Below are 23,652 nucleotides of genomic sequence, written 5' to 3'. Positions count from 1 at the left end.
CCGGGGCGCGGTCGCGTGCCTCGGTCAGGCGAGGAGGCGCTCCAGCACCACCGCGATGCCGTCCGCCTCGTTCGACGTCGTCACCTCGTCCGCGACGGCCTTGAGCTCGTCGTGGGCGTTGGCCATGGCTACGCCGTGTGCGGCCCAGGCGAACATCGGGATGTCGTTCGGCATGTCGCCGAAAGCGATCGTGTCCACGGCCTTCGCACCCAGTCGGCGCGCCGCCAGGGAGAGGCCCGTGGCCTTGGAGAGGCCGAGCGGCAGGAGTTCGACTATGCCCTCGCCCGCCATGGTCACGCCGACCAGGTCGCCCGCGACCTTGCGCGCCACCTCCGCGAGAGCGTCGTCGCTCAGGCCGGGATGCTGGATGTAGACCTTGTTCAGCGGGGCGGCCCACAGGTCGGCGACGTCCGTGAAGGGGACGGCCCGGAGCGGGCCGCCCTGGACCGCGTATCCCGGACCGATGATGACCTCGCCGTCGAGGCCGTCGCGGCTCGCCGCGAGGGCGAGCGGCCCGATCTCCGCCTCGATCTTCGCGAGCGCCAGACCGGCCAGCTGGCGGTCGAGCGTCACGGAGGTGAGCAGGCGGTGCTCCCCCGCGTGGTAGACCTGCGCGCCCTGGCCGCACACCGCGAGACCGTCGTAGCCGAGGTCGTCGAGGACGTGGCGGGTCCAGGGCACCGCACGGCCGGTGACGATGATGTGCGCCGCGCCCGCCGCGGTGGCCGCGGTGAGCGCCTGGCGCGTACGTTCCGAAACCGTGTCGTCGGGGCGCAGCAGCGTCCCGTCGAGGTCGGTCGCGACCAGCTTGTACGGGAAGGAGGGCGTGACTGGAGCAGGGTGGCTCACTTGGCGATGGGCTCCAGAATCTCTCGTCCCCCGAGGTACGGACGCAGCATCTCGGGCACCACTACGGAGCCGTCGGCCTGCTGGTGGTTCTCCAGGATGGCCACGATCGTGCGCGGGACGGCGCACAGGGTGCCGTTCAGCGTCGCCAGCGGCTGGATCTTCTTGCCGTCGCGCATGCGGATCGACAGGCGGCGGGCCTGGAAGCCGTCGCAGTTCGAGGCCGAGGTCAGCTCGCGGTACTTGCCCTGGGTGGGGATCCACGCCTCGCAGTCGAACTTGCGGGAGGCCGAGGAGCCGAGGTCACCCGTCGCCACGTCGATCACCTGGAAGGGCAGGCCGAGGCCGGTGAGCCACTGCTTCTCCCACTCCAGGAGGCGCTTGTGCTCGTTCTCCGCGTCGTCCGGGTCGACGTACGAGAACATCTCGACCTTGTCGAACTGGTGGACGCGGAAGATGCCGCGGGTGTCCTTGCCGTACGTGCCGGCCTCACGGCGGAAGCAGGGCGAGAAGCCCGCGTACCGCAGGGGCAGCTTGTCGGCGTCGATGATCTCGTCCATGTGGTAACCGGCGAGTGCGACCTCGGAGGTGCCGACCAGGTAGTAGTCGTCCTTCTCCAGGTGGTACACGTTCTCGGCGGCCTGGCCGAGGAAGCCGGTGCCCTCCATGGCGCGCGGGCGGACGAGCGCGGGCGTCAGCATCGGGATGAACCCGGCCTCGGTGGCCTGCGCGATCGCGGCGTTCACCAGGGCGAGCTCCAGCAGGGCGCCGACACCGGTGAGGTAGTAGAAGCGCGAGCCGGAGACCTTCGCGCCGCGCTCGACGTCGATGGCGCCGAGCGCCTCGCCGAGCTCCAGGTGGTCCTTCGGCTCGAAGCCCTCGGCCGCGAAGTCGCGCGGGGTGCCGATCGTGTCGAGGACGACGAAGTCCTCCTCGCCGCCGACCGGGACGTCCGGGTGGACGAGGTTGCCCAGCTTCTGCAGGAGGCTCTTGGTCTCGTCCTCGGCCTCGTCCTGAGCGGCGTCGGCCGCCTTGACGGCGGCGGAGAGCTCGCCCGCCTTCTTCAGGAGCTCCTGCTTCTCCTCCGGCGCGGCCTTGGGGATCAGCTTGCCGAGCGCCTTCTGCTCGGAGCGGAGTTCGTCGAAGCGGAGGCCGGACGACCTGCGCCGCTCGTCGGCGGAGAGCAGGGCGTCGACGAGCGCGACGTCCTCTCCACGGGCGCGCTGGGAGGCGCGAACACGGTCGGGGTCCTCACGGAGCAGGCGAAGGTCAATCACCCCTCAAGGCTACCGTCGCGCGCTTCCGGCCCACGACTCGATATTCCATTGTGTACGTTATGCCCGGTTTGCCGGAATGTGAATTCCTGACTCGGAACGGCCGGAAAAGCTCATCTCCGAACGCCTCGGTCTTCGGTCAATGAAAAGGGCACTATTCCCCGAAAGGGGGCAGAGCGTGCCTGTGGCCTTGACCGGAACCCCTTGTGGGAAGCGGGACTTGGGGTGCCTGTCCACTGTGGTTGTCCACAGGAATCAGTGCCTCCGGACGGTTATCCACAGGGTGTGCGAAAGATCTGTGGATGCCGGAGGAGGCCGTTCCGAATGCCTCTCACGCGTCCGTGGAATCCCTTCCCAAACCACCCGCACACCCACTTTCGAGTGGAAATGACTCGCTCCAAAGAGTTGATCAATAGAAAAGAGTGGACGAGGGGTGACGTGCGGGGCTGTGGACGGACTTGGGGGCTGTGGGCCGATTTGTCGACCATGTCGCGCTTCGTTGTCGACTTGTCCCCAGGTCGAGACGCGTGCCTGTGGATAACTTCTGTGGACAACGTAAATCTGCAGGTAGGACTAGAAACGGCCGTCCTGGCAGTGCGCCAGCCAGTCCGACGCGGCGATGAACTCGCCGTCCGTCGTGCCGGGCCGCGGCGCCCGGACGTCCTCCGTGGACACCCCGGCCCGCGGGTACGAGCCGAGGAAGCGGACCTGCGGGCAGATCCGCTTGAGCCCCATCAGGGCCTCGCCGACGCGGCGGTCCGTGATGTGCCCCTCGGCGTCCACCGAGAAGCAGTAGTTGCCGATGCCCTGGCCCGTCGGGCGCGACTCGATGCGCATGAGGTTGACGCCGCGTACGGCGAATTCCTGGAGCAGTTCGAGCAGCGCGCCGGGGTGGTCGTCGCCCAGCCAGATGACGACGGACGTCTTGTCGGCCCCCGTCGGCGCGGCGGGACGGGCCGGGCGGCCGACCAGCACGAAGCGGGTCTCGGCGTTCGCCGCGTCGTGGATCTCGCTGACCAGCGGTTCGAGACCGTACGTCGCCGCAGCGAACTCGCCCGCGAAGGCCGCGTCGAAACGGCCCTCCTGGACCAGCCGGGCCCCGTCCGCGTTCGAGGCCGCCGACTCCCACAGGGCGTCGGGCAGCTGCGCGGCCAGCCAGTTGCGGACCTGCGGCTGGGCCACCGGGTGGCCGGTCACCGTCTTGATGTCCTTGAGCTGCGTGCCGGGCCGTACGAGGAGGGCGAAGGCGATCGGCAGGACGACCTCGCGGTAGATCATCAGCGGCTCGCCCTTGGCGAGTTCGTCGACGGTGGTGGTGACGCCGCCCTCGACGGAGTTCTCGATCGGCACCAGCGCGGCCGCCGCCTCGCCGCCGCGGACCGCGTCCAGCGCGGCCGGCACGGAGACCATCGGAACGAGCTCCCGGGCGGCCGCCTCCGGCAGCGTGCGGAGAGCGGCCTCGGTGAAGGTGCCTTCGGGGCCCAGGTACGTATAGCGCGTCGCCGACATACCGTCACCCTAATGGGCCCGACGTGGCGCGGCTCACGCGTCTCACAGACCGGCACCCTGCCCCTCGGGCAGCTATTACCCCTCCAGCAACCCCTGCCCCACGTATCCGCCCTTCGCCGCCCCGCCCGGCACCGCGAAGAGCCCGCTCGCCTCGTGCCGGATGAACTCCGACAGGGCATCGCCCCGGTCGAGCTTGCGCTGCACCGGGATGAAGCCGCGCATCGGGTCCGCCTGCCAGCAGACGAAGAGCAGCCCGGCGTCCGGGTCACCCTTGGCGTCGAAGCCGTCGTGGTACGAGAACGGGCGGCGCAGCATCGCGGCGCCCCCGTTCTGGTCGGGCCGGGTGATGCGGGCGTGTGCGTCGAGGGGGATGACGACCTTGCCGTCCGGGCCCGCCTTGTCCAGCTTCGGCTCGGTCGTCTCCGTGCCGCCGGTGAGCGGGGAGCCGTCCGACTTGTGCCGCCCGATGACCGCCTCCTGCGCCTTCACACCGAGCTTCTCCCAGTCGTCAAGGAGCATGCGGATACGGCGTACGACTACGTAGGAGCCGCCCGCCATCCAGGAGGGGTCGCCGTCGCCCGGCACGAAGATCCGCTCGTCGAAGTCCTTCTCCGTCGGCTTGGGGTTGTTCGTGCCGTCGACCTGCCCCATCAGGTTGCGGGTCGTCATGGGCCGCGCGGTGGCTCCCGGCGAGCGGTTGAAGCCGTTCATCTGCCAGCGGACGCGCGCGGTCCCGGCCGCCTCCTTCTGGATCGCGCGCAGGGCGTGGAAGGCGACGAGCGGGTCGTTCGCACCGATCTGCACCCACAGGTCGCCGTTGCTGCGGGCCTTGTCGAGGTGGTCCGACGAGAAGTCGGGCAGCGGGTCCAGGGCCGCCGGGCGCTGCTTCTCCAGCCCCGTGCGGGAGAAGAAGGAGGCACCGAAGCCGAAGGTGACGGAGAGCGAGGACGGTCCCGCGTCCCGGGCGACCGCAGTGTCCTCGCCGCCTACGGGCTCGCCCGCCATCAGCCGCTCGGCAGCCGCCGACCAGCGGCGCAGCAGGGCCGCCGCCTCCTTGCGGCCCGCACCCGCCGCCAGATCGAAGGCGACCAGGTGGCCGCGGGACTGGAGGGGCGTGGTGATGCCGGGCTGATGTTTCCCGTGAAACATCACCTGTTCGGCGCCCAGGGACGCGAGCTCCGTCCTGGACGATCCCGCGGAGTCCGCCGAGGCGTCCGGGGCCGCCGCGTACCCGACGGCGCTGCCCGCCGCGCCGAGCGCGAGACCCGTCGCACCGGCGGTGCCGAGCAGTCGCCGCCTGGAAATCCCGTTGTCCGCCATGGTGGTTGTTCCGTTCAGCCGATCTGCGCGTTCTTCTTCACGGTGACCTGGTCGATGTCGGATGTCCGCACCGTCACCGCGATCTTCCAATTGCCTGCCATCGGAACCTGCACGCCGTTCGCGCTCCAGTGTCCGGTGGCGATGTGGTCCGGGGCGACGGGCAGCGGGCCGACGTCCTGTGACTCGAGGGTGAAGGAGACCTTCACCTCGGGGACGTCGAAGGCGCTGCCGTTGGGACGCTTCGCGTACACGTGCAGGGTGTTGCTGCCGCTGCGGCCGGGGTCGAGATCCAGCTGCACGGTGCCCTTGCCGTCGGTGCCGCCCGTGTCGAAGGGCACCTTCAGCTGGAGCGGTCCCGAACGCTGCGCCGCCGCCGCGGAGGTGGCGTTGGCGGCCTCCTCCTCGGTGCGGCCCGGCTCGGTGGTGGTGAGGATCGTCGTCACGGCCAGCACGACGACGGCGACACCGGCCTCGGTGAGCACCGAGCGGCGCAGGCCCGACCGGTGCGGGTCGGCGTCGCGGACGCGCTTCTCGCGGGCGTTGTCCATGGCGGCCCGCTGGCGGGCCAGCTGGGCGGAGCGCTTGGGGTCCTCGACCGTGTCTCCGGAGGAGGCCGGTACGGTCACCGGCTTCTGCTGCGGCTTCTTCGAAGGCTGATTCGCCGACTGATTCGCCGGCTGCTTCGAGGTCTGCTTCGTCGCCTGCTTCACCGACTGCTTCTCGCGCTGCTCGACGACCACGGCGGCCGCGGTCTCCGGAGCCATGCCGCCCGCCTCGGCGGCGATCCGCCCGGTCCACCGCCGCGAGACGGAGGCGACGCCCACCAGGACGACGACCAGGCCGATCTTGACGAGGAGCAGCTGCCCGTACGACGTGCCGGTCAGCGCCGACCACGAACCGACCTGCCGCCACGACTGGTAGGTGCCGGTCGCGACCAGCACGACGACGCTGGTGAACGCCACGGCCGAGAACCGCCGCACGGCCGACGCGTCCACCGCGGTCGTCCGGAAGAGCGCGACGAGCAGCGACGCGAGCCCGCCGAGCCAGGTGGCGGCGGCCAGCAGATGCAGCACGTCGACGGGCATCGCGATGCCCGCCTGGATGCCGGTCGAGGCGTGCTCGGCCATCGCCCACGTCGCCGCGATGCCGATGGACACCACGGTGCCGCCGATGGCGAGCCCGAACGTGAGGTCCTTCTTCTCGGCGGCCTGATCGGGCCCCTCGCGCTTCACGTACGCGCCGAAGAGCACCGCGATGAACAGCGCGGCGGCGGCGAGCAGCAGCAGCCGGGAGACCAGCGCCGCGCCCGTCTTGGTGTTGAGCACGTCGCCGAGCTTGGCCATGTCGAAGGCGTCGGCGAGCTTCCCGGAGCCGGTGTAGGGGGCGCGTAGGAGCAGGAGGACGAGGGTGGAGGCGGCCAGCGTCACCCAGCCCGAGGTCACGAGCCGCTGCACGGACTGTTCACCGGCTCCCCGCGGCCAGCAGCCCAGGACGAAGGCGGCACCGCCGACGAGCAGGATGAACCCGGCGTACGAGAAGTAGCGCGCGATGTCGTAGAGCAGGCCGACCAGGCCGCCGCCGGCCTCCTGGTCGGGCAGCACGACCTTGGTGTCGGAGGGTGCGCCGATGGAGAAGGTGAAGGCGCCGGCGACCGGGTGGCTGTCGGCGGAGACCACTTGGTAGGCGACGGTGAAGGTGCCGTCGGGCAGGCCGGGGCGCAGCTTCACGCCGTACGTGTTGGCGCCCAGGTCGGTCGTCTTCTTGGTGTCGGCCCGCTTGCCGGACGGATCGAGGACCCGGACCGAGCCGTCCGACATGGCGACCTTCTCGGAGAAGGTGAGCTTGACCTGGTCGGGGGCCTTGTCGACCACCGCTCCCTGCTTCGGGTCGCTGCCGGTCAGCGCGGCGTGCGCGGACGTGGGCGCGGCACCGGCGAGGAAGGCGCCGGTCGCGGCGAGAAGCACCAGAAGGAGCCGCCAGAGGCGGGGGGCTGTACCGGTCCGGGAAACGACCCTGGAGCGGGGAGCGATGGTCTGCATCAACGATCCGTCCCTCAGTGCGACTTGTGCTGCTCGGGGCTGTACGTCGCTTCCTTGACCGGGACCTCGACGGTGATCGGGTCCGACTTCTGGAAGTGCAGGGTCATGGCGATCTTCTCGCCCTGCTTCGGCTTGCGCTCGAGCTTCTCGAGCATCAGGTGGTTGCCGCCGCTCGCGAAGTCGAGTTCGCCGTTCGCGGGCACGTCGAAGGACTTCTCCTCCTTCATCGCGCCGCCCTTGGTGCTGTGCAGCGTGACGGAGCCCGCGATGTCGCTGGTGGCGGAGGTGAGCTTGTCGGCGCCGCCCTTGTTCGTCAGCTTGAAGAAGCCCGCCGCCATGTCGTCCATGGTGGGTTCGGGGATGTAGGCCCCGCTGACCTTCAGCTCGGGCTTCTTCTCGGCGTCCCCGGAACCGGAGTCCGAGTCGCCGCCGCAGCCCGCGAGGGCCAGCGCGGCGGTCAGCGCCAGGGCGCCGGTGGCGAGCACGCGGTGCTTGGTGGTGCGGTGGTTCACGGGGTCTGTCCCTTGACGATCTTGGGCAGGTCCTTGGTGTAGTCGCCTGCGGTGGCCTTGTCGCTGTACAGGACGTATCCCGCGTCGTTCTTCGGGGAGAAGGCGAAGACCTGCGTGCCGTGCATCGAGACGATCTTGCCCTTCTTGTCCTTCTTGGAGGGCTCGATGCTGATGGCGAGCTGGCGGGCACCTGCCTGGATGGTGTCGAAGTCGCCCGTCAGGCCGACGAAGTCGGAGTCCACGCCCTTGAGCCACTTGCCGAGCTCGGCGGGGGTGTCGCGGTCGGGGTCGGTGGTGACGAAGACGACCTTGAGCTTGTCCTGGTCGGCCTTGGGCAGGGCCTTCTTGGCGACCGCGATGTTGTTCATCGTCAGCGGGCAGACGTCGGGGCAGTGCGTGTAGCCGAAGTAGATGAGCGTCGGCTTGCCCTTGGTCTCCTCGCGCAGGTCGTACTTCTTGCCGTGGGTGTCGGTGAGGACGAGGTTCGGCTTCTTGTACGGCTTGTCCAGGACCGTGGCGGCCTTGCCCGAGTCGGTCTCCACGGAGACCTCGGCGACCGGCTTCTTGTTGTCGTCACCGCTGCCGCAGGCGGTCAGGGTGAGGGCGGCCACGGCCAGCAGGGCAGCGGCGGCGAGCTTCTTGTCGGTGCTCTTCGCGTAGCTCTTCGAGCTCTTGGTGCGCATACGAAAATGTCCCAGATGTGAGGGGGCCGGGGTGCACCGGGGCGGCTGTGTGCCGCGTCGGCGCACCCCGAGGGTGGCTCGGCCGGTGGGTCAGCCGGCGACGCGACGACGGCTCGCGACCAGGCCGAAGGCGACACCCGCCGCACCGACGACGATGCCGACGATGCCGAGCACGCGGGCGGTGGTGTCGCTGCTGTCGGAGTCGGACGACGCGTTCTCGGTCTCGGCGTGCTTGCCGTCCGACTTGGTGTCGTCGGCCGCGGCGCCGTGGCCGTCGGTGGCGGCGCTCAGCGGGAGGGCGGGCGCCGGGTGCTCCGGCTCCTCCTGGCCCTTCTGCTGCGGCTCGATCCAGCGGACGACTTCCTTGTTGTCGTACGTCTGGACGGCCTTGAAGACGAGTTCGTCGGCGTCCTCGGGCAGCTGGCCCATGGAGACGGGGAACTTCTGGAAGGTGCCGGGCTGGATGCCCTTGCCGTCGGCGGTCCAGGTGACCTTGGAGACGGCCTCGTCGATCTTCTCGCCGTGGATCTCCAGCGGCTTGTCGAGCTTGGACTTGGTGACCTTCGCGGTCCAGCCGGGGACGGGCTGCGTCATCACGGAGGCGAGCGGGTGGTCGGCGGGGAAGGAGACCTCGAGCTTGTTGGTCGAGGCGTCGTCCATCTCGTTCGGCACCTTGAAGTTGACCGTGGCGTATCCGCCCTTGGCGGCCTGGCCCTCCGGCGAGACGCTGACGTGCGCGAACGCGGGCGCCGAAAGCACGATGACGGTGGCGGCGGCGACAGTGCCGGCGGCGGCGATACGGGACATCTTCATGACAGGAACACTCCACTTTCGTCAGTGGTGATCAGTACGTGGGTGAGCGCGGCCGAGCGGGCACGCGCGTGCGCGCGCCGAGCGACCCCTCCGTACTGCGGTCTGGAGTGCTCTCCGTACTGCGGCGTGGAGTGTGTCGCGTCAGGCGGCGAGTTCGACGTCTCGGGGACCGGCCGGGGGACCGCGCCTGATCACCGCGTCCTCGAGCGCGACCGTGCGCGGCTTCGGCGGCGCGAGCAGCGCGGTGCGCGGAGCCCGCGGCCCGGTCGTCTCGGGCGCGCCGGGCAGACCTGCCCGCAGGGCGCGTACGAGGGTGAGGGCCGAGCGCAGCGAACGTACGAGCGCCCCTTCCGCGACTCCGTGCGCCCCGTCGGCGAGCCGGATGAGGCGGAGCAGCGCGAGGTCGCCGCGGCGGAGCAGCCAGCCGGCGGCGACGGCGGCGAGGACATGGGCGAGCAGCATGGGCAGGGACGGTACGAGCGCCATGGCACCCATCGACCCCATGCTCCCGGCATGCGGCCCGCCGGTCGCGGCCGACGAGACCGAGTCGAGCGCGGTGTCCGCGGCAGCGGCGGCGGACCCGCCGTGCCGGTGCCCGCCGGACCGACCGGCCCCGGAAGCGCCCGCGCCGCCGGGGCCGAGCCCGGCGGTGGTGAGGATCCGGTGGGCCTGGGCGGGCGTGATCGTCGCGGCGCCCGCACCGCAGACCAGTCGAGCGGCCCGCTCCACCAGGGAGGCGTCACTGTTTGTCGCGGTCGCTGCGTTCACCGCGGCCGAACCGTGCTGGCCGAGGCCGAACAGGGCGTGCAGACCGAGCTGTCCCACCGCGAGCAGCGCGGCGATGCCGGGCAGCGAGCGGGCCCGCCCGGCGAGCGGCAGCGCGACCGCGAGGACGACGAGAAAGCCCACGCCCAGCGTCCACAGCGGAACGGCGACGCAGGAAGCGAGCACATGGCCCCCGGCGGACAGCACGACGCAGACCGCGGCGAACGTCGCGGCCCTCAGCAGCCGGAGGTCGGCTCCGGCGCGCGGTCGGCGCTGGTGGGGGGCAGTCATGGCGGGGTCATCATCGCACTGGGGCCACCCGGCGCATACGGCAGGTCCGGAAGGTCCTGTTCCGGGCGATGGGTGCGGTCTGGCCGACCTGAGGGGGTCCGTACACAGGGTGTCCTACACCGCCCGACGGGGGCCGCGCGTCCGCCGTATGGGCGGCATCACGTCCTTCGGGCGCTTATTCGGGGGCGCACCCGGCAATACGTATCGGTATGTCGAGCCGCAGCCAGGAGGCTGGAGCATGAGCATCTGGTGGTCTCTCCATTTGCGGCGCGAGGCCGCGAGCGTTCCGCTCGCCCGCCGTCTGCTGATCGGCACGATGGAGACGGCGGGCGTGGACCCGGACATCTCCTACGACCTGTCGGTCGCCCTCAGCGAGGCGTGCGCCAACGCCGTCGAGCACGGCGGCGCGGGCGTGCCCGGGGGCGTGACGGGCGGGTACCGGGTCACCGCCTACCTCGACGGCGAGAAGTGCCGCATCGAGGTGGACGACTCCGGGCCCGGCTTCCCCGGTACGTCGCGTGGCTGTCCCGCGCCCCGGCCGCGCGCCGCCGACACGGACGAGCACGGCCGCGGCCTGTGCCTCATCAGAGAACTCGCCGACCATGTCCACCTCGGCAACAAGCCGGGCAGGAGTGGCGCGGTGATCAGCTTCGACAAGATCCTCAAGTGGCGTGAGGACGCGCCGCTGATGACGGCGTGAGGACGCGCCGCGCCGACTGGGCCGGCGTCAATGATCCGGACCTGTCTCCCCATCGGCCGGGCCTGCTTCCCCGTCGGAAGGCGGCAGCGCGCGGAGCAGTGCCTCCACCGCCGCCCCGTACGCGTGTTCCGACGGCGTCGAGTACCCGACGACGAGACCGTCCCCGGCCGGCATCACCGCCCCCGGGTGGCGGAACGCGGCGAGCCCGTCCAGCGCGATCCCCTGCCAGGCCGCCGCCTTGACCGCGGACGCCTCCGTCCCCGGCGGCAGCCGCAGCACCGCGTGCAGGCCCGCCGCGATGCCGGTGGCCGTGATGTGCGGGGCGCGTTCGGCGAGGGCGGTGACGAGCCGGTCGCGACGGTTCCGGTAGCGCTGCCGCATCCGGCGGATGTGCCGGTCGTACTGCCCGGAGGCGATGAAGTCGGCGAGCGTGAGCTGGTCGAGGACGCTCGCCCACGCCTCCCGCTCCCCCTTGGCGGCGAGCACGTCGTCGACGAGGTGCTCGGGCAGCACCATCCAGCCGATGCGGACCGCGGGGGACAGGCTCTTGCTGACCGACCCGAGGTAGACGACCCGTTCGGGGCCCAGGCCCTGTACGGCGCCGACCGGCTCACGGTCGTAGCGGAACTCCCCGTCGTAGTCGTCCTCCAGGACCAGGCCGCCGCCGGCACGGGCCCAGTCGACGACCGCGGCGCGCCGTGAGGGATGCAGCGGTCCACCGGTCGGGAACTGGTGCGCGGGCGTGAGCAGTACGCCACGGACCTTCAGGCCCCGCGCCAACTCCTCGATTCTGGCGCCTTGTTCGTCAAGGCCCAGAGGCACGGTCCGCACACCGGAGCTCTCCAGGATCTCGCGGTGGAACCCGAGCCCGTACGACTCCATGGCGAAGGGGCCCCGCAGCACCCCGCCGCCCGCGCCGCGCGACCCCGCGAACAGCAGCCGCAGCGCGTGCGCGAACCCGGAGCAGACCACGATCCGTTCGGGGTCTGCGCGTACTCCGCGGGCCCGCGTCAGATAGTCGGCGAGCGCCCGGCGCAGCTCGACGCGACCGCGTGGATCGCCGGGCCCGAAGGCCTCGTTGGGTGCGGCGCCCAGCGCGCGCCGGGCCGCCGCGAGCCAGGCCGTACGGGGGAACGAGGCGGCGTCCGGCGTGCCCTGGCGCAGGTTGTACGCGGGTGCGGCGGGCCGCGCCGGGGCGGGCTTGGGCGTGCGCGGGCGCTTGGGCGATGCCACGCGCTCCGCGACGCGCGTACCCGACCCCTGGCGCGCCGTCAGCCAGCCCTCGGCGACCAGCTCCGCATAGGCGTCGGCGACCGTGTTGCGGGCCAGGCCGAGGTCGGCGGCGAGCGAGCGGTAGGGCGGCAGACGGGTGCCGGGGGCGAGGCGACCGTCGCGTACGGCGTCCCGCAGCGCGCGGATCAGAACGGCGCGGCGACTGCCCGGACCTGACAGGTCCACATGCAGGTCACTGCCGATGCGCTCCGCCAAATTGACCCATGATTCCGGCATGGAAATGCACCCTATACGAGGTCTTTCCCGGCCCTAGATTCATGGTCATGACGAACAACACGAACACCACGAACAACACGCAGACCACCGCCACCGCCCCTGCCCCCGCTGCTTCCGCCTCCGCCGCATCCACCGCCCCCCGCCTCAACTTCGCCAAGGCCGCCCCCAAGGCCTTCAAAGCCCTGATCGGCTTCGACGCCGCCGCCCGCGACGGCCTCGACCCCGCGCTGGTCGAACTGATCCAGATCCGCGCCTCGCTCCTCAACGGCTGCGCCTACTGCCTCCACATGCACACCTCCGACGCCCGCAAGGCCGGTGAGGACGAGGCGCGGCTGCACATGATCGGCGTGTGGCGCGAGGCCCGTAACTTCTTCACGGAGAAGGAGCAGGCGGCCCTCGCCCTGACCGAGTCGGTCACGCTCGTCTCCCAGGGTGGCATCCCGGACGACGTCTACGTAGAGGCCACCCGGCACTTCGACGAGCCCGAACTGGCCCGCGTGCTCGCCCTGATCTTCACCATCAACACCTGGAACCGCATCGCCCTGAGCACCGCCAAGGTCGCGGGCGAGGACGAGCGAGTGGCCGACTGATGGCCACCTCTCTCAAGCTGATGGCCACCTCTCTCAAGCCGGAGCGATGAAGAAGTTGAACGACGAAGGGCCGGTCTCCCCTCCGGGGGAACCGGCCCTTCGCTGTATGTCAGGTGGGACTCAGCCCTTGAGCTGCGCCATCCACGCCTCGACGTCCTCGGACGTACGCGGCAGAGCGGCCGACAGGTTCTTGTTGCCGTCCTCCGTGACGAGGATGTCGTCCTCGATCCGGACGCCGATGCCCCGGTACTCCTCCGGCACGGTCAGGTCGTCGGCCTGGAAGTACAGACCGGGCTCGACCGTCAGGCACATGCCGGGCTCCAGCGTGCCGTCCACATACGTCTCGGTGCGCGCGGCGGCGCAGTCGTGGACGTCCATGCCGAGCATGTGACCGGTGCCGTGCAGCGTCCAGCGGCGCTGCAGACCGAGCTCCAGGACGCGCTCGACCGGGCCCTCGACGAGGCCCCACTCGACGAGCTTCTCGGCGAGCACGCGCTGCGCCGCGTCGTGGAAGTCGCGGTACTTGGCGCCCGGCTTCACCGCCGCGATGCCGGCCTCCTGGGCCTCGTACACCGCGTCGTAGATCTTCTTCTGCAGCTCGTCGAAGCGGCCGTTGATCGGCAGTGTCCGCGTGATGTCCGCGGTGTAGTACGTGTGCGTCTCCACGCCGGCGTCGAGCAGCAGCAGCTCTCCGGAGCGGACAGCTCCGTCGTTGCGCACCCAGTGCAGGGTGGTGGCGTGGGGGCCGGCGGCGCAGATGGAGCCGTAGCCGATGTCGTTGCCCTCGACGCGGGCGCGTAGGAAGAACGTGCCTTCGATGTAACGCTCGCTGGTGGCCTCGGCCTTGTCGAGGACCTTCACGACGTCCTCGAAACCGCGGGCGGTCGAGTCGCAGGCCTTCTGGAGCTCGCCGATCTCGAACTCGTCCTTGACCAGCCGGGCCTCGGAGAGGAAGACGCGCAGCTCCTCGTCGCGCTCGGCGGTGACCTTGTCGGTCAGGGCCGCCTCGATGCCGGCGTCGTAGCCGCGCACGACACGGACGGGGCCGGTCGCCTCGCGCAGCGCGCCGGCCAGCTCGCGCACGTCGGAGGCGGGGATGCCGTACAGCTTCTCGGCCTCGGTGAGGGAGTGCCGGCGGCCGACCCAGAGCTCGCCCTGGCCGTCCAGCCAGAACTCGCCGTTCTCGCGGTCGGAGCGGGGCAGGAGGTAGATGGTCGCGTCGTGGCCGCCGCTGTTCTTCGGCTCGAGGACGAGGACGCCGTCCTCGGTCTGGTTGCCGGACAGGTACGCGTACTCGACAGAGGCGCGGAAGGCGTACTCGGTGTCGTTCGAACGGGTCTTGAGGTTGCCCGCCGGAATGACCAGGCGCTCGCCCGGGAAGCGCGCGGAGAGCGCGGCACGGCGGGCGGCGGTGTGCTCGGCCTGCGCGATCGGCTGCAGGTCGTGCAGCTCGGTGTCGGCCCAGCCGGACTTCATGTTCTCGGCGAGCTCGTCGGAAACGCCCGGGTACAGGCCGTTCTTGCGCTGCTTGATCGGCTCTTCTTCGGTCTCTTCCGGGTTCGCCGGGTTGAGCGCCTCCGACACGATCTGCCTCCTATGTACGACACTGGGCCGCCCTCCATCGTACGGGCGTACGGAAGGGGTCCCAGGGCCGGAAGGCCACTTACCTACAGTGTCCGTGGCCTCACTCGAAGCGGGCGGCGAGCAACACCACGTCCTCCTCGCTGTCCACGGCGTCGAGCCCGTCCGGCAGGACGGCGTGCAGCACGTGGTCGGCGATCGCCCCGGGGTCGTCCCTGATGGTTCTGGGCACGCTCGCCGCGGCCGCGTGCAGACGCGCGAAGGCCCGGTCCATCGGGTCGCCGGTGCGGTGCAGAAGCCCGTCGGTGTAGAGCAGCACCGTTTCTCCGGGCTCGGGGCTGATCTCCACGCTCGGCGCCTCCCAGCAGGCGAGCATGCCGAGCGGCGCGGACAGGGACGTCTCCACGAACTCCGTGCGGCGCTCCCCGACGATCAGCGGCGGACTGTGCCCGGCACCGGCGAGCACGATCTTGCGCAGGGCGGGCTCGCAGTACGCGAAGAGGGCGGTCGCCGACCGCGCGGGCTCCGTCAGCCGCAGCAGCAGCTCCAGATCGGAGAGCACGGCGACGGGGTCCTCGCCCTCCATCACGGCGTACGCCCGCAGGGAGGCCCGCAGCCGTCCCATCGCGGCCACCGCGCTCGGCCCCGACCCGGTCACGGAGCCGACCGCGAGGCCGAGGGCCGCGTCGGGCAGCGGCAGCGCGTCGTGCCAGTCGCCGCCGCCGCGCGGGCCCGTGCGGTGCCGGGCGGCGAGCTGTACCCCGGCGACCCGGGGCAGCCGTGAGGGCATGAGCTCCTCGCGCAGGGTGGCGTCGGTGGTGCGGGCGCGGTCCAGTTCGAGCAGCCGCGCCACGTGCTCGGTCGCCTGGCGCGTGTAGAGCCCGACGAGGTGGCGGCGGCGCTCGTCCGGCTCGGCGGGTTCGTCGTACAGCCAGACCGCGGCGCCGACCCGGCCCGCCGTCTCGGTGGCGAGGGGCAGGGCGTAGCTCGCGGCGTACCCGAGGCGGGAGGCGACTTCGCGGTGGAGCGGGTCGAGGCCGTCATCGGCGAGCAGATCGGGCTGCGCGATCTCCCCGGGCACGGCGTCGGGCAGACCTTCGGGGGCGTCCAGAATCCTGCCGTACGAGGTGGCGGCGCGCGGCACCGTCTCGATGTGGCCGAGGTCGGCGCGGGCCAGGCCGAGGCCGACGGTGGTCTCGGGGCCGAGCCCGTCGGCGGGTTCCACGACGGCGAGCCCGCGCCGGGCGCCCACCAGGGCGGCACCGGCGCGCAGGAGCTCCCGCAGCGCGTCGTCGAGGGTGCCCGTGCGGGCGAGCCGCTCGGTGAGTTCGTGCAGCGTGGTGAGGTCGGAGACCCAGCCGGCGAGCCGGTCCTGGATCAGGGCGCCGGGTGCGCTCGGTACGGAAGTGCCCTCTGTGCGTGACGCGGCGGGCGCGGTCTGCGCGGCGGGCGGGGCAGTGTGTGCCGGTGGCGGAACTGTGGAATCGATTCCGGCCACTTTCGGAAGGTGCGGGGCGTTCATGGCTGACGGCTTTCCGGCCGGTGCGTAATGCTCAATAGCATCGCAAACCCCCATGTCATTATGCGCCGCTAGCAATGCTCCAGATGTACACGCACTGGTGAGGGGATGTCCAGCATTGTCCTGCTGGGATTCCTGGTGTCCGTGGTATTTCGGGGAACTGTAAAAGATCTTGTTAAGTTGGCTGAAAACAGCGCCGGGTTAGGGCATATTAGGGTCGACTGACGTTGTTCGGTAGAGCGTTGCAGTGGTCGCGCTGGGTACGTACTCAGTGATGACCAGGGGCAGTTGGGGTCCGTCCGGAACCTGACCAAGGACCCGGACGTCCTAACTCACGACGACCGTGCCCCATCCTCCCGTGGCGGAGGCGGCAAGCAATATCGCGGGACGGCAAACGCCAGGCGCCGCCACCCCACGCCACGTCAACGCTCGGTTCAGAGTGGTTCCCCATGCCACAGGCTGGGGTCAGATGTGCCAGCTCGTACGTACAGCGAAGTGATCCACACATGGTGTGATGTGGCCCGCAGTCTCCCCGGCTAACGCCGGCGTGCAACGGAAAGGAACGAGCGCTCATGCGCGAGATCCTCGGAAGGCGACGCAGGCTCCTGTCCTGGCGAATCGGAAGGAAGCCCGGCCGGAGCGCCGGACAGCTCGGCGCGGCTCTGACCTTCGCGACCGCATGGCGGTGGCCCGTACTGCCAGGAGTCGGTCTCGACCGGCGCGACGGCAGCCGGTGCTCCTGCCCCGACCCCGACTGCGCGGTACCGGGCGCGCATCCCCTCGACCCCGGTCTCCTTGCCGCCACCACCGACGAGCGGATGGTCCGCTGGTGGTGGACCAACCGACCCGGCGCACCCGTCGTACTCGCCACCGGAGGTCGCGCCCCGTGCGCCGTGAGCCTCCCCGTGGGCGCGGGCGTGCGCGCCCTCGCCGCGCTCGACGAGGCCGGCATCAGGCTCGGCCCGGTGGTCGCCACCGAGGCCAGACTCCATCTCCTCGTCGCGCCGTACTCCATGGCCCAGTTGGGCGAGCTCCTCTACGCGAAGGACTACGTGCCCGGCGCGCTCCGCTTTCACGGCGAGGGCGGCTATATCGCCCTGCCCCCCTCCGACACGGGACAGGGCCGGGTGCGCTGGGAGCGTGCCCCGCTTCCCGGCTCCGCCGCCCCCTGGGTGCCGGACGTCGAAGCGGTCGTGGACGCCGTCGTGGACGCCCTCACTCGTACGGGTGTGAGCGCGCCCGAGATGTAGGGGAATCGGGCGCGCGGCGAGCGGGCCGCGCGCCCACTGTCGATATCTTCGGCTCATGCAACCCCGCCTGTTCGTGCTCCTGGGCGTTGTGGCCGTCACGGCCCTCCTGCCGCTCGCCGGCGCGTCCGCGGGGCCCGTGGGCGACGGTGACGCGAAGTCGCCCCTCCCCTCTCCCTCCCCCGACCGCTCGAACGTCTCTTCGGGGCAGAACCGGTCGGCGGAGAAGGGCTCGCGGCCCTCGCTGCTCGCGGGTCTCGGCGCGACGACCGCCGCCCGGTGCGGCCCCGAACTCTCCTCGCCCGGCGGCGTCGAGGCGCAGACCTGTGTCCTCACGCGGGGCCGCGACACGTGGGCGCGTACCTATTACCGCAATGCCACCGGCGAGGAGCTGGCCGCGGTGCTGACCCTGATGGGCCCGGACGCGCGCACCGTGCAGATGCACTGTGAGGTGGGGGCGGGGGACGAACCCGCGGCCTGCGAGACGCCGCGCGAGCGGTCGGCGGGCGACGTGGCGGAGTACTCGGCCGTGGCGGAGTACGCGGCGGGCGAGGCGGACGGACTGCTGCTGCGCTCGGGAAGCAACTCGGCTTCTGCGCAGGGCAGTTGAGACCTGAACCGGTCTTCCGGGCATGAAAGCGCCCGGTTGCTGGCGACGGGGGATGCACCAGCAACCGGGCTACCTGAACGGTAACAAGAGATCGGCTCCTGGCAAATTCGATCCCAGTTATCCGGACATGGATTCGACGGTGACCACGGGGAGTTGTGACACGAGTCACTCGGCCCTCGCGGGCCGTACCGACTGACTGGTGGGTCAGTCGGTACGACACGAGTCACCTGGGCGGCCGACTCAGCTGAGCGTCACCTGGCGGTTGGTGAGACCGCCGCGCGCCCGGCGCTCGTCCGCGGTGAGCGGGGCGTCCGACGCGAGCGCCGCCGCGAGCCGCTCCGCGAACTCCGCCGCGGGCTTCTCGACGTCCGCGGCCGAGACTCCGGTCGGCAGGTCCCACACCGGCACGGTCAGGCCGTGCGCCCGGAAGGAACCGACCAGACGCGTGCCCTCGCCGAGGCTCGACGTACCGGCCGCGTGCAGCCGGGCCAGCGCGTCCAGGAGCTTCTCCTCGGGGTGCGGCATGACCCAGCGCAGGTGGTTCTTCTCCGGGGTCTCGCACCAGTACGCGGCGTCCACACCGGTCAGCTTCGCCGTCGGGATGGCGGCGTCGTTCGCCCGCTCCAGGGACGCGGACACCTCCGGCGTGGCGTTCTCCGCGTCCGGCACCCAGAACTCGAAGCCGGGGTGCACGACCGGCTCGAACGTGCCCTCCGGGTCGAGCAGATCCTGCAGACGCGGACCGTCCGCCGGGGCACGACGGCCCTTCACCGGCGTACCCGGCTCGGCCTCGAGGGCGCGCTGAAGGGTGTCGGCGAGGTCGCGGCTGATGTCGCCGGACGCGGTGTCGTTCTGCAGGCCGAGCAGGACCGAACCGTCGTCACGGCGCAGCGCGGGCCAGGCCATCGGCAGCACGGTGGCGAGGGAGACCGAGGGAACGCCCTCGGGGAGACCGCCCTTGACCGTCAGCTCGACCGTGGCGGCGGGCACCAGCTCGCGCAGCGCGACCCAGTCGCACTCGCCGGGCAGGCCTTCGAAGGGGCGCTGCACCAGCTCGGTCACCGCGTGCGCGGCGGCCCGGCCGTGACAGGCCTTGTAGCGGCGGCCCGAACCGCAGGGGCAGGGTTCGCGGGCGCCGACAACGGGGATCTCCCCGCCTCCGGGCCCGCCCTGGAGCTGCGGCTGCTGCTTGCCCTTGGGCTGGGGGCGCTTCTTGGCCATCTTGGGTGTCTCCCGGCTACGGCTCTCTTGCGTACGGGCGCGAGCCTAGCCGCTCGGTCATTCGGAGCCCGTGCCACAGCCCCGGCCAGGGCCAGGGCCATGGCACAGGCTCTCAGTCCAGTTCGTCGAAAGGGTCCACGAAGGCCAGCTCGGACAGCGCGGCCGCCGACGGGGCGGCGACGCGCGTAGCGAAATCCTCGTGGTGGTGCGCCGACTGCACGACGGCCCACACGGTGACCTCGCCGTGGACGTCGTCCCGGACGCCCCAGGCGTCGGCGAGCGCGGTGATGATGTTCAGCCCGCGGCCGCCGTGCGCCGTGACCGACGGAGTGGCCGGAACCGGGCGGGTCGGGCCGCCGCCGTCCGTCACCTCGACCGTCAGCCGGCCCGCCTTGTCGACGTGCCATGCCGCCCGCACATCACCGTCGCCGACCATCCCGCGGCCCAGTGGCCTGCCGTGCCGGCAGGCATTGCTGAGCAACTCCGACAGGATCAGTACGGCATCGTCGACGACCGTGTCCGCCACCCCGCTCATGCGCAGCTGATTGCGCATACGGTGCCTTGCTTCCCCCACGCCCGCAGGGCCATGGGGTACGGCCATGCTCGACGACGTGGGCACCTCCCGTGCCACCACCAACGCCACCCCCGAGACCTCCTTCGCCCCACGCCACGGTGTGGATGCCCCATTGGACTGGACCGGAAACCGGCCAATCCCCGTCCGGTGACGCACTCGTGACGATCTAATACGTACCGAACGCGCCGGTGCACTCCCTGTAACCGGAGTTACCGGAGTCCCAGGCGGTCCAGTTGGGTCAGAACTTGCTTGGGGCGGTTGGTGATGATCGCGTCGACACCCAGTTCGGCACAGAGTTCGACGTCCTCCGGCTCGTTCACGGTCCAGACGTGCACCTCGTGCCCCGCGCGCTTCAGCTTCGCCACGTACGACGGGTGGTTGCGCACGATCCGCATGCCCGGACCAGCGATGCGTACCCCCTGGGGGAGCCGGCCGTCGCGGTGGCGCGGGGAGACGAACTGCATCAGATAGACGGTCGGCAGCGTCGGGGAGGCGGCCCGGACACGGTGCAGTGAACGCGCCGAGAAGCTCATGACCCGTACCGGGGAGGGGCCTTCCGCGGGCGGCGTGTCCAGGCCGAAGCGCTTGAGCAGCAGGAGCAGGCGCTCCTCCACCTGGCCCGCCCAGCGTGTCGGGTGCTTGGTCTCGATGGCCAGCCGCACCCGCCGCCCCGAGGCATTGCTTTCGGCCACCAGCTCGAGCAGCCGCTCCAGGGTCAGGACGGAGGTGTCATCGCCTGCGGAGCCCTCCCAGTCCGGGTCCTCCTCGGCCTCGCCGTGATGTCTCTTCCAGGAGCCGAAGTCCAGGGCGGCGAGGTCGGCGAGTTCGAGGGCGGAGACGGCTCCCCGGCCGTTCGACGTACGGTTGACGCGGCGGTCGTGGACGCACACGAGATGGCCGTCCGCGGTCAGCCGCACATCGCATTCGAGGGCGTCGGCACCGTCCTCGACCGCCTTCTTGTAGGCGGCCAGCGTGTGCTCGGGGGCATCCTCGGAGGCTCCGCGGTGGGCGATGACCTGAATCTGGTGCTGTCGTGCGAGGGTCACCGCGTCATGGTGCCATCACGGGGTACCCGGCGGCTCGCCGGACGACGCCCTGCCGGAGCGCCGGACACACAGGATCGGCTTATGGTGCCCTGACAGCCCATGGGAAAAGCTGACTGCAGACAGATGCCGTGCACAGTTGGCACCCCCAGGCCGTGACCGAGAACGCACGTAACGACAGCATGGACCGAGGAGAAGAGCTGTGAGCACCGAGAACGAGGGCAACGAGGTACCCCAGGCCCCGTCCGCGCCCCCCGCGCCGGTGGACGCTCCCGCTGTTCCCGCCGACTCCCATGCAGCCGGTTCGGCCGGGTCGGCCGGTTCCGCCGGGTCGGCCGGTGCCGCCGGGTCGGCTGGGTCGGCCGGGTCGGCCGGTCCGCAGGGACACGAGGAGGCGTACGCCACTCCCGCGCACGCCCCGCACGCTCCCGCTCATGCTGCCGCGGGCGCTCCGCAGGGTGCTCCGCAAAGCGGTGGGCAGGGCGCCGGACAGGGCGCTGGACAGAGCGCGCCCGGCGCCGGGCAGGGTGCCTCCGGCGTCGGGAACTGGCCGCCTCCGCAGCCGCCCGCCATGCCGTCGTACGCCACGGGGGGCGGCTCCGGTTCCGGCTGGGGCGCCTCGTACCACCCGCAGGAGCCGAAGCCCGGCGGCCGGCGCGGCGGCCTGGTCGCCGCGGTGCTCGCGGCCGCCCTGCTCGCGGGCGGCATCGGCGGCGGCGTCGGGTACTGGGCGGCCGAGCGGAACGACAGCGACACCAACTCGACCACGGTGGCCGCTCCCGACACCCCCGCCGACCTCAAGCGCGAGCCCGGCTCGGTCGCCGACACCGCGAACAAGGCGCTGCCCAGCGTCGTCACCATCGAGGCGCAGAGCGGCGGCGGCGAGGGCGGCACGGGAACCGGCTTCGTCTACGACACACAGGGCCACATCCTCACCAACAACCACGTGGTGGCGTCGGCCGCCGAGGGCGGCAAGCTCCAGGTGACGTTCTCGAACGGCAAGAAGTACGCCGCCGAGGTCGTCGGCCGCGCCGAGGGGTACGACGTGGCGGTCATAAAGCTCAAGAGCGCCCCCGACGGCCTCCAGCCGCTCAAGCTCGGCAACTCCGACCGCGTGGCCGTCGGCGACTCGACCATCGCGATCGGCGCCCCCTTCGGCCTCTCGAACACCGTGACGACCGGCATCATCAGCGCCAAGAACCGCCCGGTGACCTCCAGCGACGGCGGGCAGAGCGGCAAGAGCTCGTACATGAGCGCACTGCAGACCGACGCCTCCATCAACCCGGGCAACTCCGGCGGCCCCCTGCTGGACTCCCGCGGCGCGGTCATCGGCATCAACTCCGCGATCAAGCCCGCCGAGAGCGGCGGCGGCCTCGGCGGCTCCGGCCAGTCCGGCTCCATCGGCCTGGGCTTCGCGATTCCGGTCAACCAGGCGAAGCAGGTCGCCCAGCAGCTGATCAAGACCGGACAGCCCGTCTACCCCGTGATCGGCGCCTCGGTCTCCCTCCAGCAGGAGGGCGCGAACGGCGCGACGATCTCCCGGGAAGGCGTGAGCGGTTCACAGCCGGTCACGCCGAACGGCCCGGCGGACAAGGCCGGCCTGAAGCCCGGCGACGTCATCACGAAGCTGGACGACATGGTGATCGACAGCGGTCCGACCCTGATCGGCCAGATCTGGACCCACAAGCCCGGCGACAAGGTCAAGATCACCTACGAGCGCGGCGGCAAGGAACACACGGTCGACGTAACCCTGGGCCAGCGCAAGGGAGACAGCTGACCCGCTAGTCTTGTCCCCGCGCGGTCCTGATTCCGTTTCCGGCGGACGGCGCGGGGTGGGTTGCCCGAGCGGCCTAAGGGAACGGTCTTGAAAACCGTCGTGGTTCACGCCACCGTGGGTTCAAATCCCACACCCACCGCAGCAGGTCAGCGTGTGTGCTGGTCAAAGGGTGTCTCTCGTTGAGGGGCACCCTTTTTCGTGGGGACGTGTCTCACCTTGATCCGGGTCTGTCGCGCTGTTGATCAAGGTGTGTGGACCAGGCGTGGACCACGATGGAGCTGATAGGCGGCCTGTCATCAGGGGCTTAGCCAAGTGCCGGCCACCGGTCGGTACGCCTGTAGCGACTTGCCGCGTACGAGGAGCACCCTGGGGGCATGACCTACCACGGCGACGCCACGCTCATTGTGGGTGAGCAACTGATCGAGGTATCGGCCCATCTAAGGGCTTACGGCCGCCGCGATGATCCTCACTGGGACGGAACCTTGCACGACGTCCCGACTCATCTGATTCATGCGCTCCATGACAGCGATGATCGTCGGATCCGTCTGCCGGATGGTCAAGAGCGCACCATCTGGCCACGTGACGTCCCGCACGAATCCGAAGAGGAGTTCACCTCTTTGCCTATTTCCGTCGACGGGCTTCCGCCGTTCTAAAGCCGCGCGCTGGCCCGCGTCGGTTCGGGCGCACCGATCGTTTCAGTGGATTCAGCGTTTGACGCGATTGCGGACGGCGAGGACGGCCAGGCCCAGAAGAACGGGCTCGGTCAGCCGGGAGGTCATCTCAATGTAGGTGCCGGTGGTAGTCAGGTCCTGGTCGGCGGAGCGGAAGACGACCGAGTTGAGCGTGACGTTCAGGGCCTTCTCGAAGCGCTCCCCGGTGACCCGTTGTCCGGTGAGATGGTGGGGATCGCCCTTGCCGATCTCGAAAGTCACTCTCCCACCGCCGGGCGGCACGGTGCCGGTGGCTACCTGCTTCGGGGCGTTGCTGGGGAGTCCGAAGCCCATCAGGAGCAAGATGGTGAGGAGCATGGCGGCGACGAGCCAGCCCAACGCCCGGGAGGCACGCAGGCCATAGCCGGACAGTGCCCAGTAGGCGGTCAGAAGGCTCCGCTCACTCCGGGGGATGTCGTCGGCATGGCGGCGCATCTGTCGGGTAGGCCCCGTCCCTCTCGGGACGAGGCCCCCCTCAGAACCGTGCGTGCCACTCGTCGCGGCACACGGCTCAAGCAG

General features: G+C 70.8%; 21 protein-coding genes, 1 tRNA gene and 1 pseudogene. 7 read left to right on the top strand and 16 right to left on the bottom strand.

All coding sequences use genetic code 11. From position 1 onward, the window contains the following. Window positions 1-24: 24 nt before the first annotated feature. The 9 genes from AB0N81_RS24270 to AB0N81_RS24230 form a co-directional block, all read right to left on the bottom strand. Complete coding sequence (locus AB0N81_RS24270) at window positions 25-849, bottom strand: HAD family hydrolase (RefSeq protein WP_365361673.1); 825 nt, start codon at window positions 847-849, stop codon at window positions 25-27. Next, window positions 846-2,123, bottom strand: coding sequence for a serine--tRNA ligase (serS, locus tag AB0N81_RS24265; protein WP_365361671.1), 1,278 nt, complete (start codon window positions 2,121-2,123; stop codon window positions 846-848). The genes AB0N81_RS24270 and serS overlap by 4 nt, the downstream gene beginning before the upstream one ends. A 570-nt stretch (window positions 2,124-2,693) precedes the next feature. After that, window positions 2,694-3,629, bottom strand: a complete 936-nt coding sequence (gene pheA, locus AB0N81_RS24260) for a prephenate dehydratase (RefSeq protein ID WP_365361669.1) — start codon at window positions 3,627-3,629, stop codon at window positions 2,694-2,696. A gap of 75 nt (window positions 3,630-3,704) precedes the next feature. After that, entirely contained in the window at window positions 3,705-4,949 is a 1,245-nt protein-coding gene (efeB, locus tag AB0N81_RS24255) for an iron uptake transporter deferrochelatase/peroxidase subunit (protein ID WP_365361667.1), read from the bottom strand. 14 nt (window positions 4,950-4,963) lie between these two features. Next, on the bottom strand, window positions 4,964-6,988 hold the full coding sequence (locus tag AB0N81_RS24250) for a copper resistance protein CopC (RefSeq protein WP_365361664.1): 2,025 nt from the start codon (window positions 6,986-6,988) through the stop codon (window positions 4,964-4,966). Window positions 6,989-7,002: 14 nt separating this feature from the next. Next, window positions 7,003-7,500: a copper chaperone PCu(A)C gene (locus AB0N81_RS24245; RefSeq protein ID WP_365361662.1), complete on the bottom strand. Its 498-nt coding sequence runs from the start codon at window positions 7,498-7,500 to the stop codon at window positions 7,003-7,005. Then, the gene (locus AB0N81_RS24240) at window positions 7,497-8,183 is read right to left on the bottom strand and encodes an SCO family protein (protein ID WP_365361660.1); all 687 of its coding nucleotides are present in this window, start codon (window positions 8,181-8,183) and stop codon (window positions 7,497-7,499) included. The genes AB0N81_RS24245 and AB0N81_RS24240 overlap by 4 nt, the downstream gene beginning before the upstream one ends. Before the next feature lie 90 nt (window positions 8,184-8,273). After that, window positions 8,274-8,996 carry a YcnI family protein gene (locus AB0N81_RS24235; protein WP_365361658.1) on the bottom strand — a complete coding sequence of 241 codons (723 nt, stop codon included), beginning with the start codon at window positions 8,994-8,996 and terminating at the stop codon, window positions 8,274-8,276. A gap of 141 nt (window positions 8,997-9,137) precedes the next feature. Beyond that, a complete protein-coding gene (locus tag AB0N81_RS24230; protein WP_365361656.1) occupies window positions 9,138-10,052 on the bottom strand; it encodes a hypothetical protein in 915 nt (304 codons plus the stop codon). Between the two features lie 238 nt (window positions 10,053-10,290). Here AB0N81_RS24230 and AB0N81_RS24225 point away from each other — a divergent pair, with 238 nt between their 5' ends. Further along, entirely contained in the window at window positions 10,291-10,752 is a 462-nt protein-coding gene (locus AB0N81_RS24225; RefSeq protein WP_365361654.1) for an ATP-binding protein, read from the top strand. A gap of 27 nt (window positions 10,753-10,779) precedes the next feature. Here the strand turns inward: AB0N81_RS24225 and AB0N81_RS24220 are convergent, their stop codons facing one another. Further along, window positions 10,780-12,261, bottom strand: coding sequence for a PLP-dependent aminotransferase family protein (locus AB0N81_RS24220; RefSeq protein WP_365361652.1), 1,482 nt, complete (start codon window positions 12,259-12,261; stop codon window positions 10,780-10,782). A gap of 41 nt (window positions 12,262-12,302) precedes the next feature. Between AB0N81_RS24220 and AB0N81_RS24215 the strand changes: the two genes are divergently transcribed. Then, a complete protein-coding gene (locus AB0N81_RS24215) occupies window positions 12,303-12,851 on the top strand; it encodes a carboxymuconolactone decarboxylase family protein (protein ID WP_365361650.1) in 549 nt (182 codons plus the stop codon). A 120-nt stretch (window positions 12,852-12,971) separates the two neighbouring features. Here AB0N81_RS24215 and AB0N81_RS24210 read toward each other — a convergent pair whose 3' ends face one another. Next, a complete protein-coding gene (locus AB0N81_RS24210; protein WP_365361648.1) occupies window positions 12,972-14,435 on the bottom strand; it encodes an aminopeptidase P family protein in 1,464 nt (487 codons plus the stop codon). A 100-nt stretch (window positions 14,436-14,535) separates the two neighbouring features. Then, complete coding sequence (locus AB0N81_RS24205) at window positions 14,536-16,008, bottom strand: PP2C family protein-serine/threonine phosphatase (RefSeq protein WP_365361646.1); 1,473 nt, start codon at window positions 16,006-16,008, stop codon at window positions 14,536-14,538. Window positions 16,009-16,523: 515 nt separating this feature from the next. Between AB0N81_RS24205 and AB0N81_RS24200 the strand changes: the two genes are divergently transcribed. After that, window positions 16,524-17,201 carry a bifunctional DNA primase/polymerase gene (locus AB0N81_RS24200; RefSeq protein WP_365361644.1) on the top strand — a complete coding sequence of 226 codons (678 nt, stop codon included), beginning with the start codon at window positions 16,524-16,526 and terminating at the stop codon, window positions 17,199-17,201. A 55-nt stretch (window positions 17,202-17,256) separates the two neighbouring features. Next, window positions 17,257-17,808, top strand: coding sequence for a hypothetical protein (locus AB0N81_RS24195; protein ID WP_365361642.1), 552 nt, complete (start codon window positions 17,257-17,259; stop codon window positions 17,806-17,808). Window positions 17,809-18,048: 240 nt separating this feature from the next. Here AB0N81_RS24195 and AB0N81_RS24190 read toward each other — a convergent pair whose 3' ends face one another. The 3 genes from AB0N81_RS24190 to AB0N81_RS24180 form a co-directional block, all read right to left on the bottom strand. Continuing rightward, complete coding sequence (locus AB0N81_RS24190; protein WP_365361640.1) at window positions 18,049-19,029, bottom strand: DUF5926 family protein; 981 nt, start codon at window positions 19,027-19,029, stop codon at window positions 18,049-18,051. Window positions 19,030-19,141: 112 nt separating this feature from the next. Further along, complete coding sequence (locus AB0N81_RS24185) at window positions 19,142-19,759, bottom strand: ATP-binding protein (protein WP_365361638.1); 618 nt, start codon at window positions 19,757-19,759, stop codon at window positions 19,142-19,144. A 53-nt stretch (window positions 19,760-19,812) separates the two neighbouring features. Next, window positions 19,813-20,649, bottom strand: coding sequence for a glycerophosphodiester phosphodiesterase (locus tag AB0N81_RS24180; RefSeq protein ID WP_365361636.1), 837 nt, complete (start codon window positions 20,647-20,649; stop codon window positions 19,813-19,815). A 199-nt stretch (window positions 20,650-20,848) separates the two neighbouring features. Here AB0N81_RS24180 and AB0N81_RS24175 point away from each other — a divergent pair, with 199 nt between their 5' ends. The 3 genes from AB0N81_RS24175 to AB0N81_RS24165 all read left to right on the top strand — a co-directional run bounded on the left by AB0N81_RS24175 (window position 20,849) and on the right by AB0N81_RS24165 (window position 23,076). After that, entirely contained in the window at window positions 20,849-22,423 is a 1,575-nt protein-coding gene (locus AB0N81_RS24175; RefSeq protein WP_365361634.1) for a trypsin-like peptidase domain-containing protein, read from the top strand. A 54-nt stretch (window positions 22,424-22,477) separates the two neighbouring features. Next, window positions 22,478-22,562, top strand: a tRNA-Ser gene (locus AB0N81_RS24170). Between the two features lie 235 nt (window positions 22,563-22,797). Then, window positions 22,798-23,076 carry a hypothetical protein gene (locus tag AB0N81_RS24165; RefSeq protein ID WP_365361632.1) on the top strand — a complete coding sequence of 93 codons (279 nt, stop codon included), beginning with the start codon at window positions 22,798-22,800 and terminating at the stop codon, window positions 23,074-23,076. 51 nt (window positions 23,077-23,127) lie between these two features. On the opposite strand, the pseudogene AB0N81_RS24160 reads toward AB0N81_RS24165, so the two are convergent. Next, window positions 23,128-23,571 (bottom strand): annotated as a pseudogene (locus AB0N81_RS24160) (hypothetical protein); the annotation flags it as partial. Window positions 23,572-23,652: the final 81 nt, after the last annotated feature.

The organism is Streptomyces sp. NPDC093510 (assembly GCF_040683555.1).
Lineage (GTDB): Bacteria > Actinomycetota > Actinomycetes > Streptomycetales > Streptomycetaceae > Streptomyces.
The sequence above is the reverse complement of the archived record's forward strand: the minus strand, read 5'-3'. Positions and strand labels throughout refer to the sequence as shown.

Excerpts from the sequence above, each read along its gene's own strand:
- pheA (WP_365361669.1), bottom strand. The coding sequence starts at position 3,629 with ATGTCGGCGACGCGCTATACGTACCTGGGCCCCGAAGGCACCTTCACC.
- efeB (WP_365361667.1), bottom strand. The coding sequence starts at position 4,949 with ATGGCGGACAACGGGATTTCCAGGCGGCGACTGCTCGGCACCGCCGGT.
- AB0N81_RS24250 (WP_365361664.1), bottom strand. The coding sequence starts at position 6,988 with ATGCAGACCATCGCTCCCCGCTCCAGGGTCGTTTCCCGGACCGGTACA.
- AB0N81_RS24240 (WP_365361660.1), bottom strand. The coding sequence starts at position 8,183 with ATGCGCACCAAGAGCTCGAAGAGCTACGCGAAGAGCACCGACAAGAAG.
- AB0N81_RS24235 (WP_365361658.1), bottom strand. The coding sequence starts at position 8,996 with ATGAAGATGTCCCGTATCGCCGCCGCCGGCACTGTCGCCGCCGCCACC.
- AB0N81_RS24230 (WP_365361656.1), bottom strand. The coding sequence starts at position 10,052 with ATGACTGCCCCCCACCAGCGCCGACCGCGCGCCGGAGCCGACCTCCGG.
- AB0N81_RS24225 (WP_365361654.1), top strand. The coding sequence starts at position 10,291 with ATGAGCATCTGGTGGTCTCTCCATTTGCGGCGCGAGGCCGCGAGCGTT.
- AB0N81_RS24220 (WP_365361652.1), bottom strand. The coding sequence starts at position 12,261 with ATGCCGGAATCATGGGTCAATTTGGCGGAGCGCATCGGCAGTGACCTG.
- AB0N81_RS24215 (WP_365361650.1), top strand. The coding sequence starts at position 12,303 with ATGGTCATGACGAACAACACGAACACCACGAACAACACGCAGACCACC.
- AB0N81_RS24205 (WP_365361646.1), bottom strand. The coding sequence starts at position 16,008 with ATGGGGGTTTGCGATGCTATTGAGCATTACGCACCGGCCGGAAAGCCG.
- AB0N81_RS24200 (WP_365361644.1), top strand. The coding sequence starts at position 16,524 with ATGCGCGAGATCCTCGGAAGGCGACGCAGGCTCCTGTCCTGGCGAATC.
- AB0N81_RS24195 (WP_365361642.1), top strand. The coding sequence starts at position 17,257 with ATGCAACCCCGCCTGTTCGTGCTCCTGGGCGTTGTGGCCGTCACGGCC.
- AB0N81_RS24190 (WP_365361640.1), bottom strand. The coding sequence starts at position 19,029 with ATGGCCAAGAAGCGCCCCCAGCCCAAGGGCAAGCAGCAGCCGCAGCTC.
- AB0N81_RS24165 (WP_365361632.1), top strand. The coding sequence starts at position 22,798 with ATGACCTACCACGGCGACGCCACGCTCATTGTGGGTGAGCAACTGATC.